Origin of the sequence: Enterobacter cloacae complex sp. CDL013 (assembly GCF_049238805.1) — a bacterium.
GTDB classification, from domain to species: domain Bacteria; phylum Pseudomonadota; class Gammaproteobacteria; order Enterobacterales; family Enterobacteriaceae; genus Enterobacter; species Enterobacter hormaechei_C.
The window spans coordinates 15,090-42,031 of sequence record NZ_JBMKGT010000009.1; the positions used below are offsets into that span (position 1 = coordinate 15,090).

27 protein-coding genes are annotated in these 26,942 nt (G+C 56.7%); 10 read left to right on the forward strand and 17 right to left on the reverse strand.

Annotated features, from left to right (window positions below):
- Position 1: 1 nt before the first annotated feature.
- The 6 genes from ACOTXD_RS18635 to mdcA form a co-directional block, all read right to left on the reverse strand.
- A complete protein-coding gene (locus tag ACOTXD_RS18635) occupies positions 2–961 on the reverse strand; it encodes an AEC family transporter (protein ID WP_032660605.1) in 960 nt (319 codons plus the stop codon).
- Between the two features lie 123 nt (positions 962–1,084).
- Positions 1,085–1,885: a biotin-independent malonate decarboxylase subunit gamma gene (gene mdcE, locus ACOTXD_RS18640; RefSeq protein ID WP_003861675.1), complete on the reverse strand. Its 801-nt coding sequence runs from the start codon at positions 1,883–1,885 to the stop codon at positions 1,085–1,087.
- Positions 1,885–2,718, reverse strand: coding sequence for a biotin-independent malonate decarboxylase subunit beta (locus ACOTXD_RS18645; protein WP_003861672.1), 834 nt, complete (start codon positions 2,716–2,718; stop codon positions 1,885–1,887). The genes mdcE and ACOTXD_RS18645 overlap by 1 nt, the downstream gene beginning before the upstream one ends.
- Positions 2,711–3,010 (reverse strand): malonate decarboxylase acyl carrier protein, encoded by a 300-nt coding sequence (gene mdcC / locus ACOTXD_RS18650; RefSeq protein ID WP_000411786.1) that lies wholly within the window; start codon positions 3,008–3,010, stop codon positions 2,711–2,713. Before mdcC ends, ACOTXD_RS18645 begins: the two co-directional genes overlap by 8 nt.
- 9 nt (positions 3,011–3,019) lie before the next feature.
- On the reverse strand, positions 3,020–3,877 hold the full coding sequence (locus ACOTXD_RS18655; RefSeq protein WP_003861671.1) for a triphosphoribosyl-dephospho-CoA synthase: 858 nt from the start codon (positions 3,875–3,877) through the stop codon (positions 3,020–3,022).
- A complete protein-coding gene (gene mdcA / locus ACOTXD_RS18660; protein WP_003861669.1) occupies positions 3,877–5,532 on the reverse strand; it encodes a malonate decarboxylase subunit alpha in 1,656 nt (551 codons plus the stop codon). Before mdcA ends, ACOTXD_RS18655 begins: the two co-directional genes overlap by 1 nt.
- 228 nt (positions 5,533–5,760) lie before the next feature.
- Between mdcA and ACOTXD_RS18665 the strand changes: the two genes are divergently transcribed.
- From ACOTXD_RS18665 to ACOTXD_RS18675, 3 genes are read left to right on the forward strand one after another with little or no spacing between them, the layout of a single operon-like run.
- Positions 5,761–6,783, forward strand: a complete 1,023-nt coding sequence (locus ACOTXD_RS18665) for a hydrolase (protein WP_045330091.1) — start codon at positions 5,761–5,763, stop codon at positions 6,781–6,783.
- Positions 6,780–6,998 carry a YheU family protein gene (locus ACOTXD_RS18670; protein WP_014171926.1) on the forward strand — a complete coding sequence of 73 codons (219 nt, stop codon included), beginning with the start codon at positions 6,780–6,782 and terminating at the stop codon, positions 6,996–6,998. Before ACOTXD_RS18665 ends, ACOTXD_RS18670 begins: the two co-directional genes overlap by 4 nt.
- A gap of 30 nt (positions 6,999–7,028) precedes the next feature.
- Positions 7,029–7,898, forward strand: a complete 870-nt coding sequence (locus ACOTXD_RS18675; protein ID WP_003861663.1) for a phosphoribulokinase — start codon at positions 7,029–7,031, stop codon at positions 7,896–7,898.
- Between the two features lie 66 nt (positions 7,899–7,964).
- Here the strand turns inward: ACOTXD_RS18675 and ACOTXD_RS18680 are convergent, their stop codons facing one another.
- On the reverse strand, positions 7,965–8,369 hold the full coding sequence (locus tag ACOTXD_RS18680; RefSeq protein ID WP_022649609.1) for an OsmC family protein: 405 nt from the start codon (positions 8,367–8,369) through the stop codon (positions 7,965–7,967).
- Positions 8,370–8,679: 310 nt separating this feature from the next.
- On the opposite strand from ACOTXD_RS18680, the gene crp reads away from it, so the two are divergent.
- Complete coding sequence (crp, locus tag ACOTXD_RS18685; RefSeq protein WP_000242758.1) at positions 8,680–9,312, forward strand: cAMP-activated global transcriptional regulator CRP; 633 nt, start codon at positions 8,680–8,682, stop codon at positions 9,310–9,312.
- 57 nt (positions 9,313–9,369) lie between these two features.
- On the forward strand, positions 9,370–11,457 hold the full coding sequence (locus ACOTXD_RS18690) for a YccS/YhfK family putative transporter (RefSeq protein ID WP_003861657.1): 2,088 nt from the start codon (positions 9,370–9,372) through the stop codon (positions 11,455–11,457).
- On the opposite strand, the gene argD is transcribed toward ACOTXD_RS18690, so the two are convergent.
- The 4 genes from argD to ppiA all read right to left on the reverse strand — a co-directional run bounded on the left by argD (position 11,454) and on the right by ppiA (position 14,618).
- Positions 11,454–12,674 carry a bifunctional acetylornithine/succinyldiaminopimelate transaminase gene (gene argD, locus ACOTXD_RS18695; protein ID WP_003861656.1) on the reverse strand — a complete coding sequence of 407 codons (1,221 nt, stop codon included), beginning with the start codon at positions 12,672–12,674 and terminating at the stop codon, positions 11,454–11,456. The two genes, ACOTXD_RS18690 and argD, sit on opposite strands and share 4 nt — an antisense overlap.
- An 87-nt stretch (positions 12,675–12,761) precedes the next feature.
- Positions 12,762–13,325 (reverse strand): aminodeoxychorismate synthase component 2, encoded by a 564-nt coding sequence (gene pabA / locus ACOTXD_RS18700; protein ID WP_061856071.1) that lies wholly within the window; start codon positions 13,323–13,325, stop codon positions 12,762–12,764.
- 30 nt (positions 13,326–13,355) lie between these two features.
- A complete protein-coding gene (locus tag ACOTXD_RS18705) occupies positions 13,356–13,940 on the reverse strand; it encodes a putative adenosine monophosphate-protein transferase Fic (RefSeq protein ID WP_003861652.1) in 585 nt (194 codons plus the stop codon).
- 105 nt (positions 13,941–14,045) lie between these two features.
- A complete protein-coding gene (gene ppiA, locus ACOTXD_RS18710) occupies positions 14,046–14,618 on the reverse strand; it encodes a peptidylprolyl isomerase A (protein ID WP_003861649.1) in 573 nt (190 codons plus the stop codon).
- Positions 14,619–14,896: 278 nt separating this feature from the next.
- On the opposite strand from ppiA, the gene tsgA reads away from it, so the two are divergent.
- From tsgA to ACOTXD_RS18735, 5 genes are all read left to right on the forward strand, one after another.
- Entirely contained in the window at positions 14,897–16,081 is a 1,185-nt protein-coding gene (tsgA, locus tag ACOTXD_RS18715; RefSeq protein ID WP_003861648.1) for an MFS transporter TsgA, read from the forward strand.
- A 260-nt stretch (positions 16,082–16,341) separates the two neighbouring features.
- Positions 16,342–18,885 carry a nitrite reductase large subunit NirB gene (gene nirB / locus ACOTXD_RS18720; protein ID WP_045349836.1) on the forward strand — a complete coding sequence of 848 codons (2,544 nt, stop codon included), beginning with the start codon at positions 16,342–16,344 and terminating at the stop codon, positions 18,883–18,885.
- On the forward strand, positions 18,882–19,208 hold the full coding sequence (gene nirD, locus ACOTXD_RS18725; protein WP_015571429.1) for a nitrite reductase small subunit NirD: 327 nt from the start codon (positions 18,882–18,884) through the stop codon (positions 19,206–19,208). The genes nirB and nirD overlap by 4 nt, the downstream gene beginning before the upstream one ends.
- A gap of 134 nt (positions 19,209–19,342) precedes the next feature.
- Positions 19,343–20,716, forward strand: coding sequence for a siroheme synthase CysG (cysG, locus tag ACOTXD_RS18730; RefSeq protein ID WP_061856070.1), 1,374 nt, complete (start codon positions 19,343–19,345; stop codon positions 20,714–20,716).
- Between the two features lie 143 nt (positions 20,717–20,859).
- Positions 20,860–21,030 carry a YhfL family protein gene (locus ACOTXD_RS18735; RefSeq protein ID WP_003861638.1) on the forward strand — a complete coding sequence of 57 codons (171 nt, stop codon included), beginning with the start codon at positions 20,860–20,862 and terminating at the stop codon, positions 21,028–21,030.
- Between the two features lie 72 nt (positions 21,031–21,102).
- Here ACOTXD_RS18735 and trpS read toward each other — a convergent pair whose 3' ends face one another.
- The 6 genes from trpS to aroB form a co-directional block, all read right to left on the reverse strand.
- Complete coding sequence (gene trpS / locus ACOTXD_RS18740; protein WP_022651949.1) at positions 21,103–22,107, reverse strand: tryptophan--tRNA ligase; 1,005 nt, start codon at positions 22,105–22,107, stop codon at positions 21,103–21,105.
- Positions 22,100–22,861 (reverse strand): phosphoglycolate phosphatase, encoded by a 762-nt coding sequence (gph, locus tag ACOTXD_RS18745; protein ID WP_061856069.1) that lies wholly within the window; start codon positions 22,859–22,861, stop codon positions 22,100–22,102. The genes trpS and gph overlap by 8 nt, the downstream gene beginning before the upstream one ends.
- Positions 22,854–23,531 carry a ribulose-phosphate 3-epimerase gene (gene rpe, locus ACOTXD_RS18750; RefSeq protein ID WP_003861634.1) on the reverse strand — a complete coding sequence of 226 codons (678 nt, stop codon included), beginning with the start codon at positions 23,529–23,531 and terminating at the stop codon, positions 22,854–22,856. Before rpe ends, gph begins: the two co-directional genes overlap by 8 nt.
- Before the next feature lie 39 nt (positions 23,532–23,570).
- Complete coding sequence (gene dam, locus ACOTXD_RS18755; RefSeq protein ID WP_003861633.1) at positions 23,571–24,383, reverse strand: adenine-specific DNA-methyltransferase; 813 nt, start codon at positions 24,381–24,383, stop codon at positions 23,571–23,573.
- Between the two features lie 67 nt (positions 24,384–24,450).
- Entirely contained in the window at positions 24,451–25,755 is a 1,305-nt protein-coding gene (gene damX, locus ACOTXD_RS18760) for a cell division protein DamX (protein WP_045349841.1), read from the reverse strand.
- Between the two features lie 92 nt (positions 25,756–25,847).
- A complete protein-coding gene (aroB, locus tag ACOTXD_RS18765) occupies positions 25,848–26,936 on the reverse strand; it encodes a 3-dehydroquinate synthase (protein ID WP_003861631.1) in 1,089 nt (362 codons plus the stop codon).
- Positions 26,937–26,942: the final 6 nt, after the last annotated feature.

Sequence of the window (26,942 nt, forward strand, 5' to 3'; positions counted from 1 at the left end):
ATTACATTCCTGAAGTCAGCGAGATAAACAGCGGCAGCGACAGGATACACAGTACGGAGCTTAACAGCAGCACGGCTTCAGCATCCGGCGACTGCACGCCAAAGCGGTTACCGAACACCACGCCAAAGAAGCCCGCGGACAGCGCAATCATCAGGATGGCGGTGATCGCCACGGAGCCGTGCAGACCGAAGATTAAAACGATACCCCAGGCAATCGCTGGCTGGATCAGCAGCTTGGCGATAGTAGAAGTGATCACCATGGTGTTGATCTGAAGCTTACGCGCGGAGAGGATCACGCCGGTCAGGAACAGCGCCGCAGCGGTCGCGGACAGTCCCAGCGGTTTAATCGCCGCCAGCACCAGCTCCGGCATTTTGATGCCGATAGCGGACAGGATCACACCCAGCAGCGGGCCCATCACGATCGGTTTTTTAATGGAGCGCCACATCAGCACCGGCAGCATGGAAAGCGTTGAACCGGAGTTATTGCCTTCGGCGCGGGCTTTCTCACGCTCCAGAATCAGCAGGCAGAACGGGGTCATCAGCACCGAACCACAGGCGATGGAGACCGCCACGGAGAGAGAAGTAGAAGAACTTTCACCCAGCACGCTGCCCAAAATCGGCAGGCCGAGCGCCGCATAGTTTGGCAAGGCGACGGTGAGCGTCAGCACGGCCGCATCCTGCGGGGATTTTTTAAATACGTTTGTCGCGAGGAAGTAGATGACCGCATAGGTGATCCACATCGCCAGAGTGAGAACCAGGATCAGCGGCGACTGCGCCACGATGCCGGTCCACGGGGTTTGCACGGTGGCGCTGAATAGCGCGGCCGGGAGTGCAAAATCCATCACGAAGATATTCAGCAGGGAAACATTTTTGTTATCGACCATCTTTGCCTTACCGGCCCAGAATCCCAGCAGCATGATGACGAAAATCGGTGCAAGAGCATGAACAATTACGTAAGTCATAAATCACCTGTAGTAAAAAAGTTTAAGCACTGGCGCGATGTTTATTATTTTCAGGATGCAGGTTCCCGCGTGGACGCAACGGGCGCGCCCACGGGGTGATGCATCTGGCAGGTCTCTTTTTACTTACCAGCTGGCTCGCATACGTTCACGTACGAGCGCTGAGCTGCGGCGGTTGTCAGCACCCAGACGGTTTTTCAACGTGGTGTCCTGACGAGCGTCACTGATGGCCTGTTGCAGGGTGGTTTTCACCCGCGTCAGATCGCTTTCGGAAGGGGCATCCGGATTGCTGATATCCAGCAGGTCGGAAAGCAGCCCCAGCGTGGCGTAGTTGCTGATGTCGTACGCCATTGGCGGAATGGTTGCCGCCAGTTTTTCCAGCGCCTCAACGGTACGCAGCGTAATGCGCGCCGCAGACTCTTTGCCCATGGCGTGGATCAGCACGCCTTTATCGTTGAAGGCAATCAGACGGTTAGCCTGGTAGCCGTGCGCCAGAAACGCGCCGGACATGGCCTTACCGACGATAAGACCAATCACCGGATGACCTGCCAGCCGCGCATTAGCGTAGGCGGCAGCGGCGCCGGCCAGCGCCTGGTGGATGCCAAACGCCTCTTCGCGACGGCCATAGGCCTGGCTTGGGACGTCGATTACCGCCACAATCGGGCGCTTCACGGCTTTATCTGCATCAGCGGCAACGGTTTCGCTGACCACTTTTGCCAGCGTCCAGCCTTCCAGCAGGCCGACTTCCCCTTGCGCCGCGCGCGGGAAGTGGTTGTTGGCGTCCGGCACCACGGCGACAAAACGCACCGTTTCACCGTTCAGCTCGCCGTCTGCGGCCTGCACGGACGGGCATAACCCCTCCAGACGTTTCGCGTTCGGGGCCAGAGTTTCCAGCCAGAGTTCGCCACGGCTAATTGAGTTAGTCATCATTTCACCTCCCGGGCAAAAAGCGCTTTAATCTGTTCGGCATCGGCCTGTTTGCGGGTGTCGAAATTCGTCAGACGGTTCAGATAATCGTCGTAGTTATCGGTGCGATGTTTCGCCGGTACGCCTTTGGCGATGGCCTCGTTCATCGCGGCTTTCACCGCGTTCACGCCGTCGCCGACGAGCGCGTCCACCAGCCCGCTTTCATAGCGCACTTCGCCGCCGGTCATGCTCCAGATAAACGGACGGTCGCGGGAGTCGTACTCTTCAATGCCCGCTTCCTGCTCAATAACCTGCGGGCCGTTGAGGCCAAGACGCGCTTCGCGGGTCACAATCAGATAGCTGCACAGCGCCGCGGCGATAGACATCCCGCCGAAGCAGCCTACGGTCCCGGCGACAATCCCGACGACCGGGGTATAGCGACGCAGGTCAACGATCGCGGCGTGGATATCGGCAATCGCCGCCAGGCCAAGGTTGGCTTCCTGCAAACGCACGCCACCGGTTTCGAGGCACAGTACCGCCTGAGTCGGAATGCCGTTGCGGTTATCTTCCGCCGCCAGCTCCAGCGCCGCCGCCATTTTGGCGCCGGACACTTCGCCCATGCTGCCGCCCTGGAAGGTGCCTTCAATCGCCACCACCACCGCAGGCTGGCCGTTGATGGTCCCTTTCGCGACCACCATGCCGTCATCGGCCTGAGGAACAATCCCCTGTGGCCCAAGCCACGGAGAGATAATGCCTTCAAACGGATCCAGCAGTTCGCGGTAGCTGCCGTCGTCGAGCAGCGCCTGTGCACGCTGGCGCGCTTTTAGTTCGATAAAGCTGCTGTCATCACGCATGATTCACCCCTTCAAAGACCTGTTCGATACGAATGCGTGCCACGCCCGGCGTCGCGCCGAAGTCGTGGATGGTCAGCTTACCTGCGGGCAGGCTGCTGACGGTTTGCAGGCGGTTGAACAACGCCTCCCAGCGCCCGCGGCTGTTGTCGACGGAGGTGGTGATATCAATGGTTAAGGTCTGGCCCGGTTCGGCGGTGAAAAGCACCTCCATATCCCCGGAACCGACTACCCCTGCCAGCGCCCTGCCGCTTACTTCGCGGCTGGCGGGCACGGTCAATGTGATTTTTTCCATAACATCCTCTTAATGCTTTGAATAGGGCGTTTCGACGCGGTCAAGAAACAGCGTGGCGGCAAGCAGGTCTGCGGCTCCGCCCGGCGAGGCGTTAAGCGCCAGCATCTGACGGTCTAACCGCGCCAGCGCCTGCTGCCCGGCGAGCGTTGCGCATCCTCCGGCGTTCAGCACTGCACGGGCGCCGTTCTGCATGGCGTCCAGCCCCTCCATGCCGGCGCGCGACAGCACGCAGGTGTCGGTGAGCGAGGTCATGATCGCCATCAGCGCGTCGAGTCTGGCCTGCGTTTCGCTGCTGCCGTTGAGACGGCTGAGGCGAAGCTGCGGCAGCGCGCGCTGCATGATGTGCGGAAACGCCTGCTGAGCCTCTTCACGCGCACCCGGTACACGGTAGCGGTGCGTGACGCGTAACCCCTTGCTGAACACTTTCGGCGCCACGTCATCCGGCAGCTTCGCCAGCTGAGCGGCGGTGTTCGCGACGGTTTGCGCCCGGGCATCGCCGCCCAGCATCGCCACCGCGCTCACCAGCAATCCCAGCGCCCAGATCGCGCCACGGTGCGTGTTCACGCCGTCGGTAGCGGCCATCATCTGCCGTTCACCTTCGCGACCCAGGCGGCCAACGGTTTGCCGGAGGGCAATATCCGCCGGACGCTGCCAGCTCTGCTGTGCCAGCGCCTGAAACGTGGGGGTCAGGCTGCGAGCGGAGCGCTCCATCAGCGCAAGCGATAAATCGTGGTGCGCGCCGTTCCCCCGGCTGTCCACCAGACCGGGTTTCGGGCTTAAACGTGCTTCGTCAATCAGACACTGCGTGGCGGTTCGCGCCAGCCATTCGGCACCGCCTTCAACCTGGATCTGGGGCAGAAGTTTCATTACCAGCTCCGGAATTTCGCAGGTGGGTTATACAGACCACCGGACCACTCAACGAGGTCAGCCACGCTGCCCGCAGCCAGCAGAGAGCGAGTGGCATCGGTACGACGAATGCCCATATCTTCCGGATACACAACCTTGCCGCTCTGGCGCAGTTCCGCCACGCGTTTGGCGTCAACGCCCAGACCGATATCGGTGATACCCGCCACGGCGGCGACCATGGCGCGACGCTCTTCCAGATCTTTCGCCCGGTAGAGGTAAGCAATCCCCTCTTCCGTCAGCACGTGGGTGACGTCATCGCCATAAATCATGACCGGCGCCAGCGGCATACCGGAGGCTTTCGCGACGTCAACAGCGTCGAGTTTTTCCACGAAGGTTGGCTTCACGCCCGCCTGGAAGGTTTCCACCATCTGCACAACCAGCTTTTTACCGCGCTGCATCGGGTCAGGCTCGGTGATCATGTTCAGCCAGGCCGGTGTGGCGTGGCGACGACCGTGCGGATCGTGGCCCATGTTTGGCGCGCCGCCGAAGCCGGAAAGACGGCCGCGAGTCACGGTTGAGGAGTTAGCGTAACCATCAACCTGTAGCGTGGAGCCGATAAACATATCGACCGCGTACTGACCAGCCAGCTGACAGAAGGCGCGGTTAGAGCGCATGGAGCCGTCAGCACCGGTAAAGAACACGTCCGGACGGGCGCGGATGTACTCTTCCATCCCCAGCTCGCCGCCGAAGCAGTGGACGCTCTCCACCCAGCCGCTTTCGATGGCCGGGATCAGCGTTGGATGCGGGTTCAAAGTCCAGTGTTTACAGATTTTGCCTTTGAGTCCGAGCTGTTCGCCGTAAGTTGGCAGCAGCAGCTCGATCGCTGCGGTGTTAAAGCCAATCCCGTGGTTCAGGGACTGCACCTGGTGTTCGGCGTAGATGCCTTTAATCGCCATCATCGCCATCAGGATGTGTTCCTGTTTGATCAGGCGTGGGTCGCGGGTGAAAAGCGGTTCGATAAAGAACGGCTTATCGGCAACCACCACAAAATCAATCCACGAGCCCGGAATATCCACACGCGGAAGGTCGCACTCGTCATCCACCAGCTCGTTCACCTGCGCGATGACGATGCCGTCGTGGAACGCGGCGGCTTCCACCAGCGCCGGGGTATCTTCGGTACTCGCCCCGGTATAGAGGTTGCCTTTGCGGTCCGCTTTAAAACCGGCAATCAGCGCCACGTTTGGCGAAAGGTCGACGTATAAACGTGAGTAGAGTTCGATGTAGGTGTGAATCGCCCCGATTTCGAGCTGACCATCCTCCAGCAGTTGGGAGATTCGCAGGCTTTGCGTACCGGAGAAGGAGAAGTCCAGCTTGCGGGCGATGCCTTTCTCAAAGATGTCCAGATGTTCGCTGCGGCCCACGCTCGGCATGATCATATGCAGATCGTGCACGATTTGCGGGTTCACTTCCGCCAGTGAACGGGAAAGGAAATCCGCCTGCTTCTGGTTGTTGCCTTCCAGAACGACTTTGTCGCCTGGTGCGATCAGTTTTTCCAGCATGGCGACAAGATCGCCGGTTGGCAGTACCTTGCCCTGCACCGGTACGGACGCCAGACGACGCGCTTTCTCACTGCGTCGGGTGTTCCATTGCCGGGTGGGTGTTTGCCCAGATAACATTATTAACCTCCTGATTCAGCACATCATTCTGATTTGCTTAACGTTGAGTAAAGTGTGCGCTCTGGTGAGAAAGGCATCAATTAAGCGTAGAGGCAAATCATTAGCCTGAGAGTAATAATCAAGGTAAATATTTGTGATCGGGATCAGTTCATGTTTCGGAAAAACGGGCTAAACGGGGTACAATTCGGAAGGTATAGTTAATTTCTGACAAGAATCAGCATCGCCCTTATGACCCAAATCATTCCCTCAGACTTCGACATTGCAGCCGAAGAGAGCGCAGAGTTCGTGCCCATGCGCGGTGTGGCTAACCCTCACCTGCAAACCATGCTGCCGCGCCTGATCCGCCGCAAGGTACAGTTCACCCCGCACTGGCAACGCCTGGATTTGCCGGATGGCGACTTTTTGGATCTCGCCTGGAGCGAAGATCCGGATCGGGCCAGACATAAACCCCGTCTGGTAGTGTTTCACGGTCTGGAAGGCAGCCTGCACAGCCCTTACGCACACGGACTCATTGAGGCGGCGAAAGCCCGCGGCTGGCTTGGGGTGGTGATGCATTTTCGCGGATGCAGCGGCGAGCCTAATCGTCAGAAACGCATTTATCACTCGGGTGAAACCGAGGACGGCACCTGGTTCCTGCGCTGGCTAAGAGACAATTTCGGCGAGGCGCCAACGGCAGCGGTGGGGTATTCGCTGGGCGGCAATATGCTGGCCTGTCTGCTGGCGAAGGAGAGCGACGCCGTACCGCTGGATGCGGCGGTGATTGTCTCTGCGCCGTTTATGCTGGAGCAGTGCAGCTATCATATGGAAAAGGGCTTTTCGCGAGTGTACCAGCGCTACCTGCTCAACCTGCTGAAAGCCAACGCCGCGCGCAAGCTGAAGGCCTATCCGGATACGCTGCCTGTGACGCTGCAACAGCTCAAACGCGTGAAGCGCCTGCGCGAGTTTGATGATTTGATCACCTCGAAAATTCACGGTTTTGCCGATGCGATTGACTATTACCGTCAGTGCAGCGCCATGCCTTTACTGAATCAAATCACGAAACCCACGCTGATTATCCACGCCAAAGATGATCCGTTTATGGATCATCACTCGATCCCGGCGCCCGATCATCTGCCGGCCAACGTGGAGTATCAGCTCACCCAATTCGGGGGACACGTCGGTTTTGTCGGCGGCACGCTGCGTCGGCCAAAAATGTGGCTTGAGACGCGTATTCCCGACTGGTTAACGGCCTATCTGGACGGTAAAAAATGATTATTCCCTGGCAGGATCTCTCTCCCGACACGCTCGATAATCTGATTGAAAGCTTTGTCTTGCGCGAAGGCACCGATTATGGTGAACATGAACGTTCGCTTGAACAAAAGGTCAACGATGTTAAGCGCCAGCTTAAAAGCGGCGACGTGGTGCTGGTATGGTCCGAACTGCATGAGACGGTCAATATCATGCCCCGCAACGCGTTTCATGGCTGATCTTTACACTTTTCCAGTCAGGGAGTTGCTATGTCTGCCAGACATCCGGTTATTGCCGTTACGGGTTCGAGTGGGGCGGGAACCACTACCACCAGCCTCGCCTTCCGCAAGATCTTCGCCCAGCTTAACTTACGGGCGGCCGAGGTAGAAGGCGACAGCTTTCACCGCTACACGCGCCCGGAGATGGATATGGCCATCCGCAAGGCGCGCGATCTGGGTAAACACATCAGCTACTTCGGCCCGGAGGCCAATGACTTCGGCCTGCTGGAGCAAACCTTCCGTGAATACGGGCAAAGCGGTACCGGGCAGTCCCGCAAGTATCTCCACACCTACGATGAAGCCGTGCCCTGGAACCAGGTCCCCGGCACGTTCACGCCCTGGCAGCCGCTGCCGGAACCGACTGACGTGCTGTTTTACGAAGGATTGCACGGCGGCGTGGTGACGCCTCAGCACGACGTGGCGCGCCACGTGGATTTGCTGGTGGGGGTGGTGCCGATTGTTAACCTTGAGTGGATCCAGAAGCTGACGCGTGACATGAGCGAGCGCGGCCATTCGCGAGAGGCGGTCATGGACTCGGTGGTGCGCTCCATGGAAGATTACATCAACTTCCTGACGCCGCAGTTCTCCCGAACCCACATTAACTTCCAGCGCGTCCCCACCGTGGACACCTCCAACCCGTTCGCCGCAAAAAGCATCCCTTCCCTGGACGAGAGCTTTGTGGTGATCCACTTCCGCAACCTGGAAGGCATTGATTACCCCTGGCTGCTGGCGATGCTACAAGGTTCGTTTATTTCGCACATGAATACGTTAGTGGTGCCCGGGGGAAAAATGGGGCTGGCAATGGAACTTATCATGACACCGCTGGTGCAGCGGCTGATGGAAGGAAAGCAGATCGCGTGAACATGTTCCCTCTCCCCGTGGGAGAGGGTTAGGGTGAGGGCATCAACACGCACGATGCCCCAATAATTAAGCCTCTATCACTTCATACGAATGGGTGATGTTTACCGCTTTCTCCAGCATTAACGCCACAGAGCAGTATTTCTCCGCAGACAGGTCAACCGCACGCGAGACCGCCGCATCCTTCAGTTCTTTGCCGGTGACGATAAAGTGCAGATTAATATGCGTGAACAGGCGTGGCGCCTCTTCGCGACGTTCTGACGTCAGCTTCACTTCACAATCGGTCACGTCATGACGGCCTTTTTGCAGGATCGACACCACGTCGATCGCGCTGCATCCGCCCGCCGCCATCAGCACCATCTCCATCGGGCTTGGCGCTTTATCGCCGGAGTTGCCATCCATCAAAACCTGATGCCCGGAAGCAGACTCGCCCAGGAACGTTAACCCTTCAACCCATTTCACACGCGCTTGCATATTCACTCACTCCAACGTTGCATTTTTTATGACAGATTACGTGTACGTTACATTTCTCGCAACGGAAGGCGACCTGCGTCATGCTGAAGCGAGACACCAGGAGACACGCGGCGAAAGCTATGCTAAAACACTCTGGATGCTACAGTAATACATTGACGTTACACATGTATGCAGAGGACATCAAACTTTACTGGCTGCGAAACGTTACGACAGCCGACTTCCCAGGTATGGGTAAGAATTCGATTGCAACCCCAGAGTCCGGATGCATCTTATGACTCTGGTGACAGCTTATAACAGAGGATAACAGCGCATGGTGCTTGGCAAACCGCAAACAGACCCGACTCTCGAATGGTTCTTGTCTCATTGCCACATTCATAAGTACCCATCAAAGAGCACGCTGATTCACCAGGGTGAAAAAGCGGAAACGTTGTATTACATCGTTAAAGGCTCGGTGGCCGTGCTGATCAAAGATGAAGAAGGGAAAGAGATGATCCTTTCTTATCTGAACCAGGGCGATTTTATCGGTGAACTGGGCCTGTTTGAAGAAGGCCAGGAACGTAGCGCCTGGGTTCGTGCAAAAACAGCATGTGAAGTGGCTGAAATTTCTTATAAGAAATTCCGTCAGCTGATTCAGGTCAACCCTGACATCCTGATGCGTCTCTCTTCCCAGATGGCACGCCGTCTGCAAGTGACCTCTGAGAAGGTAGGTAACCTCGCCTTCCTGGACGTGACCGGTCGTATCGCGCAGACTCTGTTGAACCTGGCGAAACAGCCAGACGCCATGACCCACCCTGACGGTATGCAAATTAAAATTACCCGCCAGGAAATCGGTCAGATCGTCGGCTGCTCCCGTGAAACAGTGGGCCGTATCCTGAAGATGCTGGAAGATCAGAACCTGATCTCCGCCCACGGTAAAACCATCGTGGTTTACGGGACCCGTTAATTCCGGTCAAACGGCGTGCCGCCGCAGGGTGGCACGCCGTTTTTGTCTCTACTCCTCATGTGGCGCAGGCTGATCTATCACCCGGAAGTTAACTACGCACTACGACAAACGCTGGTGTTGTGTCTTCCCGTGGCCGTGGGCCTGCTCCTCGGACATCTTCAGCAAGGCCTGCTGTTTTCCCTCGTGCCCGCCTGCTGCAACATTGCCGGTCTGGATACGCCGCATAAACGCTTTTTTAAACGTCTGATTATTGGCGGCTGCCTGTTTGCCGGCTGTAGCCTTGCCGTACAACTCTTACTGGCCCGCGACATTCCTCTGCCGCTGATCCTGACCGTGCTGGCGATGACGCTCGGCGTCACCGCCGAAATCAGCTCGCTGCACGCCCGCCTGCTTCCCGCGTCGCTGATTGCCGCCATCTTCACCTTAAGCCTTGCAGGTAATATGCCGGTGTGGGAGCCATTGCTGATCTACGCCCTCGGCACGCTGTGGTACGGGCTGTTTAACTGGTTCTGGTTCTGGCTGTGGCGGGAACAGCCGCTGCGCGAATCCCTGAGCCTGCTCTACGTGCAGCTTGCTGAATACTGCGAAGCAAAATACACCCTGCTCACTCAACATACCGACCCGGAAAAATCCCTGCCGCCGCTACTGGCGCGCCAGCAAAAAGTGGTGGATCTGATCAGCCAGTGCTATCAGCAGTTGCACATGCTTGCCGCCAACAAAAATCATGAATACAAGCGGCTGCTGCGAATCTTCCAGGTCGGGCTGGATTTGCAGGAGCATATCTCCGTCAGCCTTCATAATCCGGAAGAGGTGCAAAAGCTGGTGGAGCGCAGCCATGCAGAAGCGGTGATCCGCTGGAACGCGCAGACCGTCGCGGCCCGCCTGCGGGTGCTGGCTGACGATATCCTCTATCACCGCTACCCGACGCGCTTTAACATGGACAAACAGCTCGGCGCGCTGGAAAAGATTGCGCGTCAGCACGCGGATAACCCGGTCGGGCAATTTGCTGCCTGGCATTTCAGCCGCATCGCCCGGGTGTTACGCACCCAGCGCCCGCTTTATGCCCGCGACCTGATGGCCGATAAGCAAAAACGGCTGCCGCTGCTGCCCGCGCTCAAAAGCTATCTTTCGCTGAAATCTTCTGCCCTGCGCAATGCCGCACGGATCAGTGTGATGCTGAGCATCGCCAGCCTGATGGGAATGGCCCTGCACCTGCCGAAACCCTACTGGATCTTAATGACCGTACTGTTTGTTACCCAGAACGGCTATGGCGCCACGCGGGTCCGTATTCTGCATCGGGCGGGCGGCACGATGGCGGGGCTGATTATCGCGGGCGTGACGCTGCACTTCCACGTGCCGGAGGGCTATACCCTGGCCGGTATGCTGGCAATCACGCTGGTGAGCTATCTGATTATCCGCAAAAACTACGGCTGGGCGATGGTGGGCTTTACGGTGACGGCGGTGTATACCCTTCAACTGCTCACGCTTAACGGGGAACAGTTTATTATTGCCCGTCTGGTCGATACGCTGATTGGCTGCCTGATCGCCTTTGGCGGCATGGTCTGGCTGTGGCCGCAGTGGCAGAGTGGGCTGTTGAGGCAGAACGCCCACGACGCGCTGGAAGCTGACCAGCAGGCCATTCGTCTGATCCTGAGCGATGACCCACAGCCCTCTCCGCTGGCCTACGAGCGCATGAAGGTCAACCAGGCGCATAACGCCCTGTTCAACTCCCTTAACCAGGCCATGCAGGAGCCGGGCTTTAACGCGCACTATCTGGCTGACATGAAGCTGTGGGTCACGCACAGCCAGTTTATCGTCGAGCACATCAATGCCATGACGACGCTGGCGCGGGAGCACACGATGCTGACGCCGGATCTGGCGCAGCGCTATTTGCAGTCGTGTGAAATTGCGTTGCAGCGCTGTCAGCAGCGCCTGGAGTATGATGCACCGGGCGAGTCAGGGGATTCGAACATTCTGGAAGCGCCGGAGACGCTGACCCATGGGCCGATGAGCACCCTTGAGCAGCATTTACAGCGCGTTCTCGGCCACCTGAACACCATGCACACCATTTCGTCGGTGGCATGGCGTCAGCGCCCGCATCACGGGATTTGGTTAACGCGCCGGTTAAAACGAACCGCGTATTAGCCGCTGACGATCTTCGCGACTGCCGCGGCAAAACGGGTTAATCCGTCTTCGATGTCTTTGTCTTCCACCACAAGCGATGGCGCAAAGCGCATCACGTCCGGCCCGGCATTGAGCACCATGACGCCTTCGTGCGCGGCGGCGTGCAGGAAATCGCGCGCGCGGCCTTTATACTGAGGCTTCAACTCGGCGCCAATCAGCAGCCCCATTCCGCGGATTTCGCTGAAGACATCAAACTGTTCGTCAATCTGCTGAAGATGTTTCACAAACAGATCGCGTTTCGCATTCACGCCATTCAGGACGTCCGGCGTATTAATGATATCGAACGCCGCACCCGCCACGGCACACGCCAGCGGATTACCGCCGTAGGTGGAGCCGTGTGAGCCCACATGAAATGCGGAAGCGATATCCTGGGTAGTGAGTACCGCACTGACCGGGAAACCGCCGCCGAGCGCTTTCGCGCTGGTCAGAATATCCGGCGTTACGCCGTAGTGCATATAAGCGAACAGATCCCCGGTACGCCCCATCCCACACTGCACTTCATCAAACACCAGCAGCGCCTGGTGCTCGTCACACAGTTCGCGCAGCCCTTGCAGAAATTCCGGGGTGGCCGCCGTGACGCCGCCTTCCCCCTGAATGGGCTCGACCACCACGGCACAGGTGTGATCGTCCATCACCGCTTTAACGGCGTGCAGATCGTTAAACGGCACGTGGATGATATCCGCAGGTTTCGGACCAAAGCCGTCGGAATACTTCGGCTGGCCGCCCACGGAAACGGTAAAGAACGAGCGACCGTGGAAGGCGTTATGGAAGGCGATGATTTTGGTTTTGTACGGACTATGACGCGTGGTTGCGTAGTAGCGCGCCAGCTTAAAGGCAGTTTCGTTGGCTTCGGTGCCGGAGTTCATAAACAGCACGCGTTCGGCGAAGGTGGCATCGATGATCTTACGCCCCAGACGCAGCGCCGGTTCGTTGGTGAACACGTTGCTGGTGTGCCACAGCGTTTCGCCCTGCGTTTTCAGCGCGTCCACCAGCGCAGGATGGCAATGGCCCAGTGCCGTCACCGCAATACCGCCTGCGAAATCAACATACTCGTTGCCCTGCTGATCCCAGACGCGGCTGCCTCTCCCTTTCACCGGGATAAACTCAGCCGGTGCATAAATCGGCAGGATCACTTCATCGAATGTCGCGCGGGTAATTGCTGGTTGTTCAGTTGCCATGTCATGACCATCCATTTTTATGTCACAGTTATTGTGAAAATATAATCACAAAATATGCATAAAAAATCACAGCAAGGCAACCGATATTCAGCGATTAAGGAAATTGGCCAGCAGCGCGTGCCCCTGTTCACTGAGAATGCTTTCCGGGTGGAACTGCACACCTTCCAGATCGTACTCGCGGTGGCGAATGCCCATGATCTCCTGCGTCTCGCTCCAGGCGGTAACCTCAAAGCAGGCCGGCAGGGTCGGCGGATCAATAATCAGAGAATGGTAGCGCGTCACGGTTAACGGATTGTTTAGCCCCAGGAATGCGCCGGTACCGGTGTGTGTGATCGGTGAGGTTTTGCCATGCATGACTTTCGCGGCACGGACAATGGTGGCGCCAAAGACCTGCGCAATGGCCTGGTGACCCAGGCAGACGCCCAGAATCGGCAGTTTGCCCGCATAGTGGCGGATTACCGCCAGCGAGATGCCGGACTCCGACGGGGTACACGGCCCGGGCGAAATCACGATTTTCTGAGGTGCCAGCGCGTCAATGTCATCCAGCGCGATCTCATCGTTACGGCGGACAACCACCTCTGCCCCCAGCTCGCAAAAATACTGGTAGAGGTTCCAGGTAAAGGAATCATAGTTATCAATCAGCAGAATCATGGCGGCTCCTGAAAAAATGGCCGCCCTATTTTACGCAGATTCCCGCGCTTCGCTCACAACTTTGGCGAAGATGACGTTCAGGGCGGTCAAATCCCCCATCGCCCCGCTCTGGTTGGCGGCAGCCCAGTCGTCCGGGTCGATCCCCTGCCAGTTCAGCACGTAGCCCGCATGAATAGCCAGTTGTTCAAAGAAGATCCGCTGGGCCACGCCATTACCGCTCATAAACGGATGTAGCATGTTGATTTCACAGTAGTAATGACTGATTCTGTCTGTAAACTCTTCTTTCTGAAGGCCTACCAGATATTTATCACTTTCCAGCGAAGCCATCAGCTCATTACCCACTTTCTCGATGTACTCGAAATGGCAAAAAGGAATGTCGCCCTTGGAAATATCGGCGGTGCGCAGCTCGCCCGCGCCTTTCATTTCGTTGCGGAATAAATGGCGGTGAATAAGACACAGATGGGGTAAACCCGGTGCGGAAGGCCCCAGTTCCAGCGTCTCGATATCGGGTTCAGCGGGCCCCTTACCTTTTTCAAGGAGGCAGCTGGCCTGAAAATTGACACTACGTTGTTGCTCCCAGAGACGGGATTTTTGCTTGTCGGTGAGTTTTTTCACTACGCCTCCCTGAATAGTCCGTTTGCCACAAGTATAAGCAGCAAAACGCGCTTTCGCAGGGAGGGCGGAAAGACACGGGCAGGATATGCCCGTGTGGACGAACGATTACGGCAGCACTTTCGCGGAGAGAATGACGACAGGCTTAGTCGGCACATTCTGGTATGGACCGACATCGTGAGTCTGAACCTGAGAGATCTTATCCGCCACGTCCATGCCTTTCACCACTTTGCCAAACACCGCGTAGCCAAAGTCGCGCTGACCGTGGTCCAGGAAGGCGTTATCAGCCACGTTGAGGAAGAACTGGCTGGTGGCGCTGTCTTTGTCCGCCGTACGCGCCATTGAGATGGTGCCGCGCTTGTTCAGCAGGCCGTTGTCAGCTTCATTTTTGATGGGCGGGTTAGGCTGTTTCTGCTGCATCTGCTCGTTAAAACCGCCACCCTGAATCATAAAGCCCGGGATCACGCGGTGGAATGTGGTGTTGTTATAAAAACCACTGTTCACGTAGTCGAGGAAGTTTTTCACCGAAACAGGGGCTTTCTGGCTATCCAGCTCCAGCTCAATATTCCCCGCAGAGGTAGTCAGCAGGACGTGAGGGTCTCCTTTAGCTGCCAGCGCAGCAGGGGAAACGGCAGAAAGAGCAAACACAGCTGCAACAGCCGCCAGTGTTGATTTGAGCATGAGAATTCCTTAACAAAGCGCAGTATAAAAAGCGAATGGCTTGATTCTAAAGAGCAGTATGAACCCAGACCAGTCTTTTACCTAATTTTACCAAATTGAAACAATTATTACCGCGCAAACGATTGTTCACCCCGCAACATAATGTGATCTGCATCACGTTAAAACCTGCAATTGTGCTCAAAATTTTCTGAAAAGATTTAATTAGATCACTTTCGCGACTAAAATCTGCCCGCTCAAACGCAGTCATTGCGTTTTTCTTTACTTTTAACAGGCCAGACATGACTAACAGCAATCGCATCAAGCTCACATGGATCAGCTTCTTCTCTTACGCCCTGACCGGCGCGTTGGTGATCGTCACCGGGATGGTGATGGGAAATATCGCAGACTACTTCCAGCTGCCCGTTTCCAGCATGAGTAACACCTTCACCTTCCTGAACGCGGGGATCCTGATCTCTATTTTCCTTAATGCATGGCTGATGGAAATCGTGCCGCTGAAAACGCAGCTGCGTTTTGGCTTCGTGCTGATGGTTGCCGCCGTGGCGGGCCTGATGTTGAGCCACAGCATCGCCCTCTTCTCTGCCGCCATGTTCGTACTGGGCCTGGTGAGCGGGATCACCATGTCGATCGGTACGTTTCTGATTACGCACATGTATGAAGGCCGCCAGCGCGGCGCACGTCTGCTGTTCACCGACTCCTTCTTCAGCATGGCCGGGATGATTTTCCCGATGGTCGCCGCGTATCTTCTGGCGCGCAGCATTGAGTGGTACTGGGTATATGCCTGCATTGGTCTGGTCTATGTCGCGATCTTTATTCTCACCTTCGGCTGCGAGTTCCCGGTGCTGGGCAAAAAAGCGCAGACTACATCCGAGCCGGTTGCGAAAGAAAAATGGGGTATCGGCGTACTGTTCCTCTCCATCGCCGCGCTGTGTTACATCCTCGGCCAGCTGGGCTTTATCTCCTGGGTTCCAGAGTATGCTAAAGGTCTGGGCATGAGCCTGAACGACGCGGGTAAACTGGTGAGCGATTTCTGGATGTCTTACATGTTCGGCATGTGGGCATTTAGCTTTATCCTGCGCTTCTTCGACCTGCAACGGATCCTGACCGTTCTGGCGGGTCTGGCGACCGTGCTGATGTATCTGTTCATCAACGGTTCCCCGGAGCATATGCCGTGGTTCATCCTGACCCTGGGCTTCTTCTCCAGCGCGATTTATACCTCGATCATCACCCTTGGCTCTCTTCAGACCAAAGTGGCCTCGCCAAAGCTGGTGAACTTTGTGCTGACCTGCGGCACCATCGGCACCATGCTGACCTTCGTGGTCACGGGCCCGATTGTTGCGCACAGCGGCCCGCTGGCGGCGCTGCATACCGCTAACGGTCTGTACGCCGTAGTGTTTATCATGTGCTTCGTGCTGGGCTTTGTGACCCGTCACCGTCAACACAACCCGGCAACAGCTACCCACTAATCGCCGTAACCCCTTTGCGTACTGCAAAGGGGTTTCCCCTGTGCTCACCCGCCCTGCCCGCCGATGGGTAAAAACCCCATTAATTTTGTGCGAAAAACGAACAAGCACAAAAATCAAACAATATCCGTCACTTATAAAAATCCTGACAAATCATAGATATACCCCCTAAGGGGTAGGTGAAGGCGTATTTGATTTGCATCAATAAGTGCCCCTGCTGAATCGTTAAGGTAGGCAGTAATAGAAAAGAAATCGAGGCAAAAATGAGCAAAGTCAGACTCGCTATCATCGGTAACGGCATGGTCGGCCACCGCTTTATTGAGGATCTTCTCGATAAAGCCGATGCTGAGCAGTTCGATATTACCGTGTTCTGTGAAGAACCCCGCAAGGCGTACGACCGTGTGCACTTGTCTTCTTACTTCTCTCACCATACCGCCGAAGAGCTCTCTCTGGTGCGTGAAGGGTTCTACGAGAAGCATGGCGTAAAAGTGCTGGTGGGCGAACGCGCTATCACCATCAACCGTCAGGAGAAAGTAATCCACTCCAGCGCCGGACGTACGGTTTTTTACGATAAGCTGATCATGGCGACGGGCTCGTATCCGTGGATCCCGCCTATTAAAGGGTCGGAAACCCAGGATTGTTTCGTTTACCGTACCATTGAAGACCTCAACGCCATCGAATCCTGCGCACGTCGAAGCAAACGCGGCGCGGTTGTCGGCGGTGGTCTGCTGGGTCTGGAAGCGGCAGGCGCGCTGAAAAACCTCGGCGTTGAAACCCACGTTATCGAATTTGCCCCGATGCTGATGGCCGAACAGCTCGACCACATGGGTGGCGATCAGCTGCGCCGTAAGATCGAAAGCATGGGCGTGAAAGTTCACACCAGCAAAAACACCAAAGAGATCGTTCAGGAAGGGACTGAAGCACGCAAAACCATGCGCTTTGCCGACGGCAGCGAGCTGGAAGTGGACTTCATCGTCTTCTCCACCGGTATCCGCCCGCGCGACAAACTGGCAACGCAATGCGGTCTGGCCGTCGCGCAGCGCGGTGGGATCATGATTAACGACACCTGCCAGACCTCCGACCCAGATATTTACGCCATCGGCGAATGCGCCAGCTGGAACAACCGCGTATTCGGCCTGGTCGCGCCTGGGTACAAAATGGCGCAGGTCGCCGTGGATCATATCCTGGGCAGCGAAAACGCCTTCACCGGCGCAGACATGAGCGCCAAGCTGAAGCTGCTGGGCGTGGACGTGGGCGGTATTGGCGATGCGCATGGTCGCACCCCGAACTCCCGCAGCTATGTTTATCTGGACGAAAGCAAAGAAGTCTACAAACGTCTTATCGTCAGCCAGGACAACAAAACCCTGCTCGGGGCGGTGCTGGTGGGCGACACCAGCGACTTCGGCAACCTGCTCCAGCTGGTATTGAACGCCATTGAGCTGCCGGAAAACCCGGACGCGCTGATCCTCCCGGCGCACGCCTCCAGCGGTAAGCCGTCCATCGGTGTGGATAAACTGCCGGACAGCGCGCAAATCTGTTCCTGCTTCGACGTCACCAAAGGCATGCTGATCTCCGCCATTAACAAAGGCTGCCACACCGTTGCGGCGCTGAAGGCGGAAACCAAAGCCGGGACCGGCTGCGGCGGCTGTATCCCGCTGGTCACCCAGGTGCTGAACGCCGAGCTGGCAAAACAGGGCATTGAAGTGAACAACAACCTGTGCGAGCACTTCGCTTACTCTCGCCAGGAGCTGTACCACCTGATCCGCGTGGAAGGCATTAAGTCCTTTGACGAACTGCTGGAGAAACACGGCCAGGGCTATGGCTGTGAAGTATGTAAGCCTACTGTTGGTTCGCTACTTGCGTCCTGCTGGAACGAATATGTGCTCAAACCAGAACACACTCCGCTTCAGGACACCAACGATAACTTCCTGGCCAATATTCAGAAAGACGGGACTTACTCGGTGATCCCGCGTTCTGCCGGGGGGGAAATCACCCCTGAAGGGCTGGTCGCCGTGGGCCGTATCGCCCGTGAGTTTAACCTGTACACCAAAATCACCGGTTCCCAGCGTATCGGCCTGTTCGGCGCGCAGAAAGATGACCTGCCGGAAATCTGGCGTCAGCTGATTGAAGCGGGCTTTGAAACCGGTCACGCGTACGCCAAGGCGCTGCGCATGGCGAAAACCTGCGTGGGCAGCACCTGGTGCCGCTACGGCGTGGGCGACAGCGTGGGCTTCGGCGTAGAGCTGGAAAACCGCTACAAAGGCATCCGTACGCCGCACAAAATGAAGTTCGGCGTCTCAGGGTGTACCCGCGAATGTGCGGAAGCGCAGGGTAAAGACGTGGGTATTATTGCCACCGAGAAAGGCTGGAACCTGTACGTGTGCGGCAACGGCGGGATGAAACCGCGCCACGCGGACCTGCTGGCGGCGGATCTCGATCGCGACACGCTGATTCAGTATCTCGACCGCTTCATGATGTTCTACATCCGTACCGCCGATAAGCTGACCCGTACCGCCTCCTGGCTCGATAACCTCGAAGGCGGCATCGACTACCTGAAGTCGGTCATTATCGACGACAAGCTGGGCCTGAATGAACAGCTGGAATCCGAGATGACTCGACTGCGCGAGGCGGTGATCTGCGAGTGGACCGAAACCGTGAACACGCCAGCGGCGCAGACGCGCTTCAAACACTTTATCAACAGCACCCAGCGCGACCCGAACGTGCAGGTGGTGCCGGAGCGTGAACAGCATCGTCCAGCGACCCCGTATGAACGTATTCCGGTGATGCTGGTGGAGGAAAACGCATGAGCCAGTGGGTAAACATCTGCAATATTAACGACATTCTGCCAGCAACCGGCGTCTGTGCCCTGCTGGGCAACGAGCAGGTGGCGATTTTCCGTCCTCGCCACGATGAACAGGTCTATGCCATCAGCAATATCGACCCGTTCTTCGAGGCCAGCGTGCTCTCCCGCGGTCTGATTGCGGAGCACCAGGGCGAGCTGTGGGTTGCCAGCCCGCTGAAAAAGCAGCGCTTCCGCTTAACCGACGGACTCTGCATGGAAGATGAAAGCTTCTCGGTCAAACACTACGACGTCCGCGTGAAGGACGGCGAGGTGCAGCTGAAAGCGTAACCTCTCGCCTTTTCAATAGAAAAGGCTTATGACCCCTTATGGGTAACGGCAGGAAAAACCGTATGTTCTGTACGATTCCTGCTGTTATCCTGACGTCAATTCTTCCCCCGCCATGAATGCTGTGAGGTAACGTCGTGGATCACCTGCCGATTTTTTGTCAATTACGCAACCGCGACTGCCTGCTCGTGGGCGGCGGCGATGTGGCTGAACGCAAGGCGCGCCTGCTGTTAGAGGCGGGCGCCCGACTGACCGTTAACGCCCTCACCTTCGCCCCACAGTTTGACGTCTGGGCGCAGGAAGGGATGCTCACCCAGGTGCAGGGCGAATTTGATGAATCCCTGCTGGATACCTGCTGGCTGACCATCGCCGCAACGGATAACGATGACGTTAACCAGCGCGTCAGCGACGCCTGCGAAGCGCGCCGCATCTTCTGTAACGTTGTGGATGCGCCGAAAGAGGCGAGCTTTATCATGCCGTCGATTATTGACCGTTCACCGCTGATGATTGCGGTGTCGTCCGGCGGGCGCTCGCCCGTTCTTGCCCGTCTGCTACGGGAAAAACTGGAAGCCGTGCTGCCGCAGCATCTTGGTCAGATTGCCCAATACGCCGGAGAGCTGCGCTCCCGCGTGAAGCAAACCTTCGCAACCGTGGGCGAACGCCGTCGCTTCTGGGAGAAGTTCTTTGTCAACGACAGGCTGGCGCAGTCCCTTGCCAATCAGGACACCAAAGCCGTTGAAGAGACGACCGAACAGCTCCTGAGCGAGCCGCTGGACCATCGCGGTGAAGTGGTACTGGTGGGCGCAGGTCCCGGCGATGCGGGCCTGCTGACGCTGAAGGGTCTCCAGCAGATCCAGCAGGCGGACATCGTGGTGTATGACCGTCTGGTCTCTGATGACATCATGAATCTGGTACGCCGCGATGCTGACCGCGTGTTCGTCGGCAAACGGGCAGGTTATCACTGCGTACCGCAGGAGGAGATCAACCAGATCCTGCTGCGGGAAGCGCAGAAAGGTAAGCGTGTGGTGCGTCTGAAAGGGGGCGATCCCTTTATCTTTGGTCGCGGCGGCGAGGAGCTGGAAACTCTCTGCAACGCGGGCATTCCATTCTCCGTGGTGCCGGGTATTACGGCGGCATCCGGCTGTTCTGCCTATTCCGGCATTCCGTTAACCCATCGCGACTATGCCCAGAGCGTGCGCCTGGTGACGGGCCACCTGAAAACCGGCAGCGAGCTGGACTGGCATAATCTGGCCGCTGAAAAGCAGACGCTGGTCTTCTACATGGGGCTAAATCAGGCAGCCACGATTCAGGCGAAACTGCTGGAGCACGGCATGGAAGCAGATATGCCGGTCGCACTGGTGGAAAACGGCACCGCCATTACGCAGCACGTGGTCGATGGCGTGCTGACGCAGCTGGGTGAGCTGGCGCAGCAGGTTCAAAGCCCGGCGCTGATCGTTGTTGGACGCGTGGTTGAGCTGCGCGAAAAGCTGAACTGGTTCTCAAACCACTAACCATAGTCTCTCTTCCTGGAGTAGTCCTTATGCGGACTACTCCCTTCATACCTCAGTCGATAACATACCGCCCGCATAATGGAACTTTTCCATTTATTCTCTCGTGTTACATCCAATTTTAGATTTTTAGACAAGGAATGCGTATGTTCAAACTGGCAAAAGCTGCCGTACTGGTCGGCCTGTTAACAACTCTGACGGCCTGCACCGGTCACGTTCAAAATACTAAAAATAATTGCAGTTACGATTACCTGCTGCATCCGGCGATCTCCATTTCGAAGATCATCGGCGGTTGCGGCCCGGCGGCACAGCAGTAAGCGTTTTTCAGGCGTAAAAAAACCGGGAATTTCCCGGTTTTTTTATTGAGTCCGTATTTGTCGGGTGGCGGCTTAAGGTTTCGCCACAAACCCAATCGCCTCGTACACCGCTGTCAGGGTTTCCGACGCGCGCGCGCTGGCTTTTTCTGCGCCCTCTTTCATCACTTTTTGCAGGAAAGCTTCGTCGTTACGGTAACGGTGATAGCGCTCCTGCAACTCGGTCAGCATGCCGGAAACGGCGTCTGCCACTTCGCCTTTCAGGTGGCCGTACATCTTGCCTTCAAAGTGTTTTTCCAGCTCAGGGATGCTCTGTCCGGTCACACCGGAGAGAATGTCCAGCAGGTTGGATACGCCCGCTTTGTTCTGCACGTCGTAGCGCACCACTGGCGGCTCATCGGAGTCGGTCACCGCACGCTTGAGCTTTTTCACCACCGATTTCGGATCTTCCAGCAGGCCGATAACGTTGTTGCGGTTATCGTCAGACTTGGACATCTTTTTGGTCGGCTCCAGAAGGGACATCACGCGCGCGCCGGATTTCGGAATAAACGGCTCAGGCACTTTGAACACGTCGCCGTAAAGCGCATTGAAGCGCTGGGCAATATCGCGGCTCAGCTCCAGGTGCTGCTTCTGGTCTTCACCCACCGGCACCTGGTTGGTCTGGTACAGCAGAATGTCGGCCGCCATCAGCACCGGATAGTCAAACAGACCGGCGTTGATGTTCTCAGAGTAGCGCGCAGACTTATCCTTGAACTGGGTCATGCGGCTCAGCTCGCCGAAATAGGTGTAGCAGTTCAGCGCCCAGCCCAGCTGCGCGTGCTCTGGTACGTGAGACTGAACGAAAATGGTGCTCTTCTCTGGATCGATACCGCACGCCAGGTACAGCGCCAGCGTATCGAGCGTCGCCTTGCGCAGCTTCTCGGGATCCTGACGCGCGGTGATAGCATGCAAATCCACGATGCAGTAAATGCAGTGGTAGTCATCCTGCATGCTCACCCACTGACGTAACGCACCCATGTAGTTACCAATGGTCAGTTCACCTGAAGGCTGTGCGCCACTAAAAACGATGGGCTTAGTCATTATTCAATTCCTGATGTTCACTGTGCGAGAGCCCGAGTGCGGGCAACAAATCTTTGAAGTGGTCGAACACAACGTCCGGCTCACTCAGCGTAATGGCTTCACCGTAGTTGTAGCCGTAGGTCAACCCAACCGACGGGCAACCTGCCGCTCTGGCAGCCAGAATATCATTGCGGGAATCCCCGACAAAGAGCAGCTCCGCAGGCGTTAAGGATAATTTTTCTGCCACCAGCAATAGCGGTTCCGGATGCGGCTTTTTATTCTGTACGTCATCGCCGCCCACAATCACGGAGAAGTATTTCGCGATATCCAGCGCTTCCAGCAGAGGCGCAACGAACGGTGTCGGCTTGTTAGTCACCAGCCCCAGCGGGATGCCTTTAGCATGTAGCGCGCTCAGCGTTTCAGCGACATCCGGGAACAGGAAGCTGCCCTCTTCGACGGTCTCTTCGTAGAAACGGTCGAACAGTTTGCGCAGAATACGCTGCTGCTCATCCTGGGGAATATCCGCGTGGTCAACACTCGGTTTACCTTGCGCGGAACGCTGAGAGGCACGCTCCTGACGAGCCCAGGTCAGCGCGCGCTCCATCAGCACGTCTGCACCGTTACCAATCCACGTCACCACGCGCTCTTCGCCTGCAACGGGGAGTTCAAGGGCATACAGCGCCTGATCGACGGCACTGGTTAATCCTGGCGCGCTGTCGACCAGCGTGCCGTCGAGGTCAAATGCTACACCCCGAATAGCCTGCAATTTATCCATGACTTACCTTCGCCAGTTCACGGCGCATTTCATCAATGACTTTTTTGTAATCCGGTTGATCGAAGATGGCGGAGCCTGCGACGAACATATCCGCCCCTGCCGCCGCAATCTCACCGATGTTATTGACCTTCACGCCGCCGTCCACTTCCAGACGAATATCATAGCCAGACTCATCGATACGGCGGCGCACTTCACGCAGTTTGTCGAGGGTCTGAGGGATAAATGACTGACCACCAAAGCCTGGGTTGACGGACATCAGCAGGATCACGTCCAGCTTGTCCATCACGTAGTCGAGATAGCTCAGCGGGGTCGCCGGGTTAAAGACCAGTCCCGCCTTACAGCCGTTCTCTTTGATCAGCTGTAGCGTGCGGTCAACATGTTCGGAGGCTTCCGGGTGGAAAGTGATGATGCTGGCACCCGCCGCGGCGAAATCGGGTACGATGCGGTCAACCGGTTTCACCATCAGATGCACGTCAATGGGCGCGGTGATCCCGTAGTTACGCAGTGCTTTAAGCACCATCGGACCGATGGTCAGGTTGGGAACGTAGTGGTTATCCATAACGTCGAAATGGACGACATCCGCGCCAGCCGCGAGAGCTTTGGCAGTGTCTTCACCCAGGCGGGCAAAATCGGCCGACAGAATTGAGGGGGCAATCAAAAACTGTTTCATCCGCATCTCCTTGAAATGTGTTTACCGGCGGGCAAAGGCTCAGGGTCGATAAAGCGCCAGAAGTTCGTCCACCTTTTTACGTGTGCCGCCGTTGCTGCTAATGCTACGCCGCACTTTTACCTGAAAATGCTTCGCGGCTTTGTACCATTCGCGCGTATCAGGCGTGTCGTGATTCGAAATTAACACCGGAATTCTTTTGCTGACCAGCTTTTCCGCCATCTCAGCCAGACGAGCCTGCTCGGCCGGGCTGAAGCTATTGGTGTGGTAGGCGGTGAAATTTGCCGTGGCAGACAGCGGCGCGTAAGGCGGGTCGCAGTAGACCACCGAGTTTACGCCCGCCAGCTCCATGCACTCTTCATATGAGAGACAGTAGAACTCGGCATTCTGCGCTTTTTCAGCAAAGTGATACAGCTCGTCCTGCGGGAAATAAGGACGCTTATAGCGGCCAAACGGCACGTTAAACTCGCCACGCAGATTATACCGGCACAGACCGTTGTAGCCATGGCGGTTGAGATAAAGAAACAACAGCGCGCGACGGAACGGATCCTGGCTTTGATTAAACTCAGCGCGGAACTGATAGTAGACGTCCGGGTTGTTGTTCTCTGGCGTAAACAGCTTCCGTGCCTCTTCCACATACTCATCGGTACGCAGTTTGACGATGTTATAGAGGCTAATAAGGTCGCTGTTGATATCCGCCAGGATATAACGAGAAAAATCGGTATTCAGGAACACCGATCCAGCACCCACGAAGGGCTCGATAAGACACTCGCCTTTCGGCAGGTGCTTTTTAATATCGTCGAGCAGGGGGTATTTCCCCCCTGCCCATTTCAGAAAAGCGCGATTTTTTTTCATGCTGACTAACTGATTACACCTTCTCCGGCTGTGGAGAAAGCTCCGACAGCATCCTGCGCTTTAAACATTACTTCAGATCGGCCTGCACCTGATGAATCGGCTTCGCCCACGGGTTTTTCGCCTGCACGTCGGCTGGCAGCGTGGAAACGGCACGTTTTGCTTCATCTTTGGAAGCATAAATACCACTCACCAGCACATACCACGGTTGACCGTTACGGGTCGTCTGATAAACCACGTAGTTTTTCAGATTCGATTTCTTCGCCCAGGCGTTGAGGTTGTCATAGTTAGACGAACTGCTCAGCTGAAGGGTGTAGTTGCTGGAAGAGGCCGACTGCAAAGAACCCACGTTGCCCGTCGTTTTACCTGGCGAAGCGCCCGTTTTGGCTGCGGGAGCCGCAGGTGTTGTTGCAGCAGGTGTTGTTGCAGCAGGTGCGGTTGTGGTCGCCGTTGCTTTCGGTGCAGCGGTTGCCGCAGGCGTTGGCGCTTTAACCGGCTGGCTCACCGCAGGTTTTGTCTGCGCTGGCGCTTTCGTTTCTGGCGCTTTTGCCACGGCCTGTGGTTTCGTCTCACGCTTCGGCTCAATCACAGCCTGCTTACGCTCCTGGCGTGGTGCAGTCTGCGTCTGGCGCGGTTTGGTTTCCGTTGCCGCCGTCTGCTGCTGGGCATTGCTGCCATGAACTGGCGCAACGGTGGCTGGTTCAGTTGGCAGCGTGGAGTTCACCACGGCAGCGTTAACCTGTTCCTGATTCTGCGGTTGCATCAGCGCGTTGTTCAGATCGCCCTGAACCTCAACACGCTGCTGGCCTTCAGGCGTAGCTGGCGCCTGGCCCTGAGTCGGGGTAGAAGAGACAGGCGGCAGAGAGATATCCTGACCGGCGCTGGTGTTGCCTGCGGTCTGCTCTGCGGAAGTGGTGCCCGGCGCAGGCTGAGCGCCATTCGCCTGGTTGCTCGCATCGTTACCAGACAGGTCGATGCTCTTCTCGGCAGACGCGGTCTGCTCGGTAGAATGGGTAGAAGGGGCTTTTAGCGCGGAACCAATGCCGACAATCAGCAATACCAGCACCAGAACGCCAAGGCCCATCATGATGTACTGACGGGAGGCCGGTTTTGCCGCTACCGCTTTTTTACGCTTGCGCGGTCGACGTTCAACAGGCTGTTCATCCATTAACTCTTCTTCGGATTCAAACTCCTCGTCTTCACGCTCATTGCGCGCGTTGCGGCTACGCGAAGGGCGACGATCGTCTGCATCCAGATCGACATCGTCAAAGTTGATCTGCGGCTCGTTATCACGTTCTGAAGATTGACGAGAACGACCAGTACGACGATCGCTGGGATCGGGTTTCAGCTCGTCTTCTGGTTTGAATTCATCCATTTAACACCCCACTCAAAGGCTTCTGCCAACGACTCTGCATTAACCTGAAGCTAAAACGACCACCTGTTACAGCGGTCTGACCTTTCTAGTTGTTACGCCTGCTGACAATCAGCAATAGCGCCAAGTACGACTTCGTGCGGCACTCCGCCGCGCACTTCACTTTTCCCTATTGCAAGCGGGAGTACCAGACGCATCTCACCTGCCAATACTTTTTTATCGCGCATCATGTGGGGAAGGTACGCCTGCGCAGACATTTCCTGCGGACCACTTACCGGCAAGCCAGCACGTTTAAGCAACGCGATGATACGTGCTGTCTCTTCCGGCCTGAACTGCCCCAGACGTTCAGAGGCCCGCGCCGCCATAACCATTCCGGCTGCGACAGCTTCACCGTGAAGCCAGTTACCGTAACCCATTTCGGCTTCGATCGCATGACCAAACGTATGCCCCAGATTCAGTAAAGCACGTAAGCCGGTTTCACGCTCATCTGCGGCAACGACTTCTGCTTTCAGCTCACAACAACGGCGAATACAGTAGGCCATTGCCTGCCCGTCGAGGCGCAGCAGCGCATCCATATTCTCTTCCAGCCAGGTGAAGAACTCCCCGTCAAGAATAATGCCGTATTTGATCACTTCTGCAAGGCCGGACGCCAGTTCGCGCGCTGGCAAGGTTTTCAGACAGTCGAGATCCACCACCACCGAGGCAGGCTGGTAGAACGCGCCAATCATATTTTTGCCGAGCGGATGGTTAACCGCCGTTTTACCGCCCACAGAAGAATCGACCTGTGAGAGCAACGTGGTTGGAATTTGAATAAAGCGCACGCCGCGCTGGTAGCTGGCGGCTGCAAAACCGGTCAGATCGCCCACAACGCCGCCGCCCAGGGCAAGCAGTGTTGTATCACGACCGTGCGGTTTTTGCAGAAGTGCGGTAAAGACGGTATCCAGTACCGTCAGGCTTTTGTACTGCTCGCCATCGGGCAGAATCACACTGTCGACCTTCACGCCCGCCTGCTCAAGCAGGTGACGTACACGGTCGAGATAAAGCGGAGCCAGCGTCTCGTTGGTGACCAGCATCGCCTGATCACCCGCTTTCAGTGGTAAGAAGGAAGCTGGGTCGTTAAACAAACCAGCCGCGATGGTGATAGGGTAACTACGTTCCCCGAGAGTAACTGTAATCCTCTCCATGACGCG

What these genes read in the sequence shown, in the direction of transcription:
- ACOTXD_RS18635 (WP_032660605.1), bottom strand. Translation starts at nt 961, where the DNA reads ATGACTTACGTAATTGTTCATGCTCTTGCACCGATTTTCGTCATCATG.
- mdcE (WP_003861675.1), bottom strand. Translation starts at nt 1,885, where the DNA reads ATGACTAACTCAATTAGCCGTGGCGAACTCTGGCTGGAAACTCTGGCC.
- ACOTXD_RS18645 (WP_003861672.1), bottom strand. Translation starts at nt 2,718, where the DNA reads ATGCGTGATGACAGCAGCTTTATCGAACTAAAAGCGCGCCAGCGTGCA.
- mdcC (WP_000411786.1), bottom strand. Translation starts at nt 3,010, where the DNA reads ATGGAAAAAATCACATTGACCGTGCCCGCCAGCCGCGAAGTAAGCGGC.
- ACOTXD_RS18655 (WP_003861671.1), bottom strand. Translation starts at nt 3,877, where the DNA reads ATGAAACTTCTGCCCCAGATCCAGGTTGAAGGCGGTGCCGAATGGCTG.
- mdcA (WP_003861669.1), bottom strand. Translation starts at nt 5,532, where the DNA reads ATGTTATCTGGGCAAACACCCACCCGGCAATGGAACACCCGACGCAGT.
- ACOTXD_RS18665 (WP_045330091.1), top strand. Translation starts at nt 5,761, where the DNA reads ATGACCCAAATCATTCCCTCAGACTTCGACATTGCAGCCGAAGAGAGC.
- ACOTXD_RS18670 (WP_014171926.1), top strand. Translation starts at nt 6,780, where the DNA reads ATGATTATTCCCTGGCAGGATCTCTCTCCCGACACGCTCGATAATCTG.
- ACOTXD_RS18675 (WP_003861663.1), top strand. Translation starts at nt 7,029, where the DNA reads ATGTCTGCCAGACATCCGGTTATTGCCGTTACGGGTTCGAGTGGGGCG.
- ACOTXD_RS18680 (WP_022649609.1), bottom strand. Translation starts at nt 8,369, where the DNA reads ATGCAAGCGCGTGTGAAATGGGTTGAAGGGTTAACGTTCCTGGGCGAG.
- crp (WP_000242758.1), top strand. Translation starts at nt 8,680, where the DNA reads ATGGTGCTTGGCAAACCGCAAACAGACCCGACTCTCGAATGGTTCTTG.
- ACOTXD_RS18690 (WP_003861657.1), top strand. Translation starts at nt 9,370, where the DNA reads ATGTGGCGCAGGCTGATCTATCACCCGGAAGTTAACTACGCACTACGA.
- argD (WP_003861656.1), bottom strand. Translation starts at nt 12,674, where the DNA reads ATGGCAACTGAACAACCAGCAATTACCCGCGCGACATTCGATGAAGTG.
- pabA (WP_061856071.1), bottom strand. Translation starts at nt 13,325, where the DNA reads ATGATTCTGCTGATTGATAACTATGATTCCTTTACCTGGAACCTCTAC.
- ppiA (WP_003861649.1), bottom strand. Translation starts at nt 14,618, where the DNA reads ATGCTCAAATCAACACTGGCGGCTGTTGCAGCTGTGTTTGCTCTTTCT.
- tsgA (WP_003861648.1), top strand. Translation starts at nt 14,897, where the DNA reads ATGACTAACAGCAATCGCATCAAGCTCACATGGATCAGCTTCTTCTCT.
- nirB (WP_045349836.1), top strand. Translation starts at nt 16,342, where the DNA reads ATGAGCAAAGTCAGACTCGCTATCATCGGTAACGGCATGGTCGGCCAC.
- nirD (WP_015571429.1), top strand. Translation starts at nt 18,882, where the DNA reads ATGAGCCAGTGGGTAAACATCTGCAATATTAACGACATTCTGCCAGCA.
- ACOTXD_RS18735 (WP_003861638.1), top strand. Translation starts at nt 20,860, where the DNA reads ATGTTCAAACTGGCAAAAGCTGCCGTACTGGTCGGCCTGTTAACAACT.
- trpS (WP_022651949.1), bottom strand. Translation starts at nt 22,107, where the DNA reads ATGACTAAGCCCATCGTTTTTAGTGGCGCACAGCCTTCAGGTGAACTG.
- gph (WP_061856069.1), bottom strand. Translation starts at nt 22,861, where the DNA reads ATGGATAAATTGCAGGCTATTCGGGGTGTAGCATTTGACCTCGACGGC.
- rpe (WP_003861634.1), bottom strand. Translation starts at nt 23,531, where the DNA reads ATGAAACAGTTTTTGATTGCCCCCTCAATTCTGTCGGCCGATTTTGCC.
- dam (WP_003861633.1), bottom strand. Translation starts at nt 24,383, where the DNA reads ATGAAAAAAAATCGCGCTTTTCTGAAATGGGCAGGGGGGAAATACCCC.
- damX (WP_045349841.1), bottom strand. Translation starts at nt 25,755, where the DNA reads ATGGATGAATTCAAACCAGAAGACGAGCTGAAACCCGATCCCAGCGAT.
- aroB (WP_003861631.1), bottom strand. Translation starts at nt 26,936, where the DNA reads ATGGAGAGGATTACAGTTACTCTCGGGGAACGTAGTTACCCTATCACC.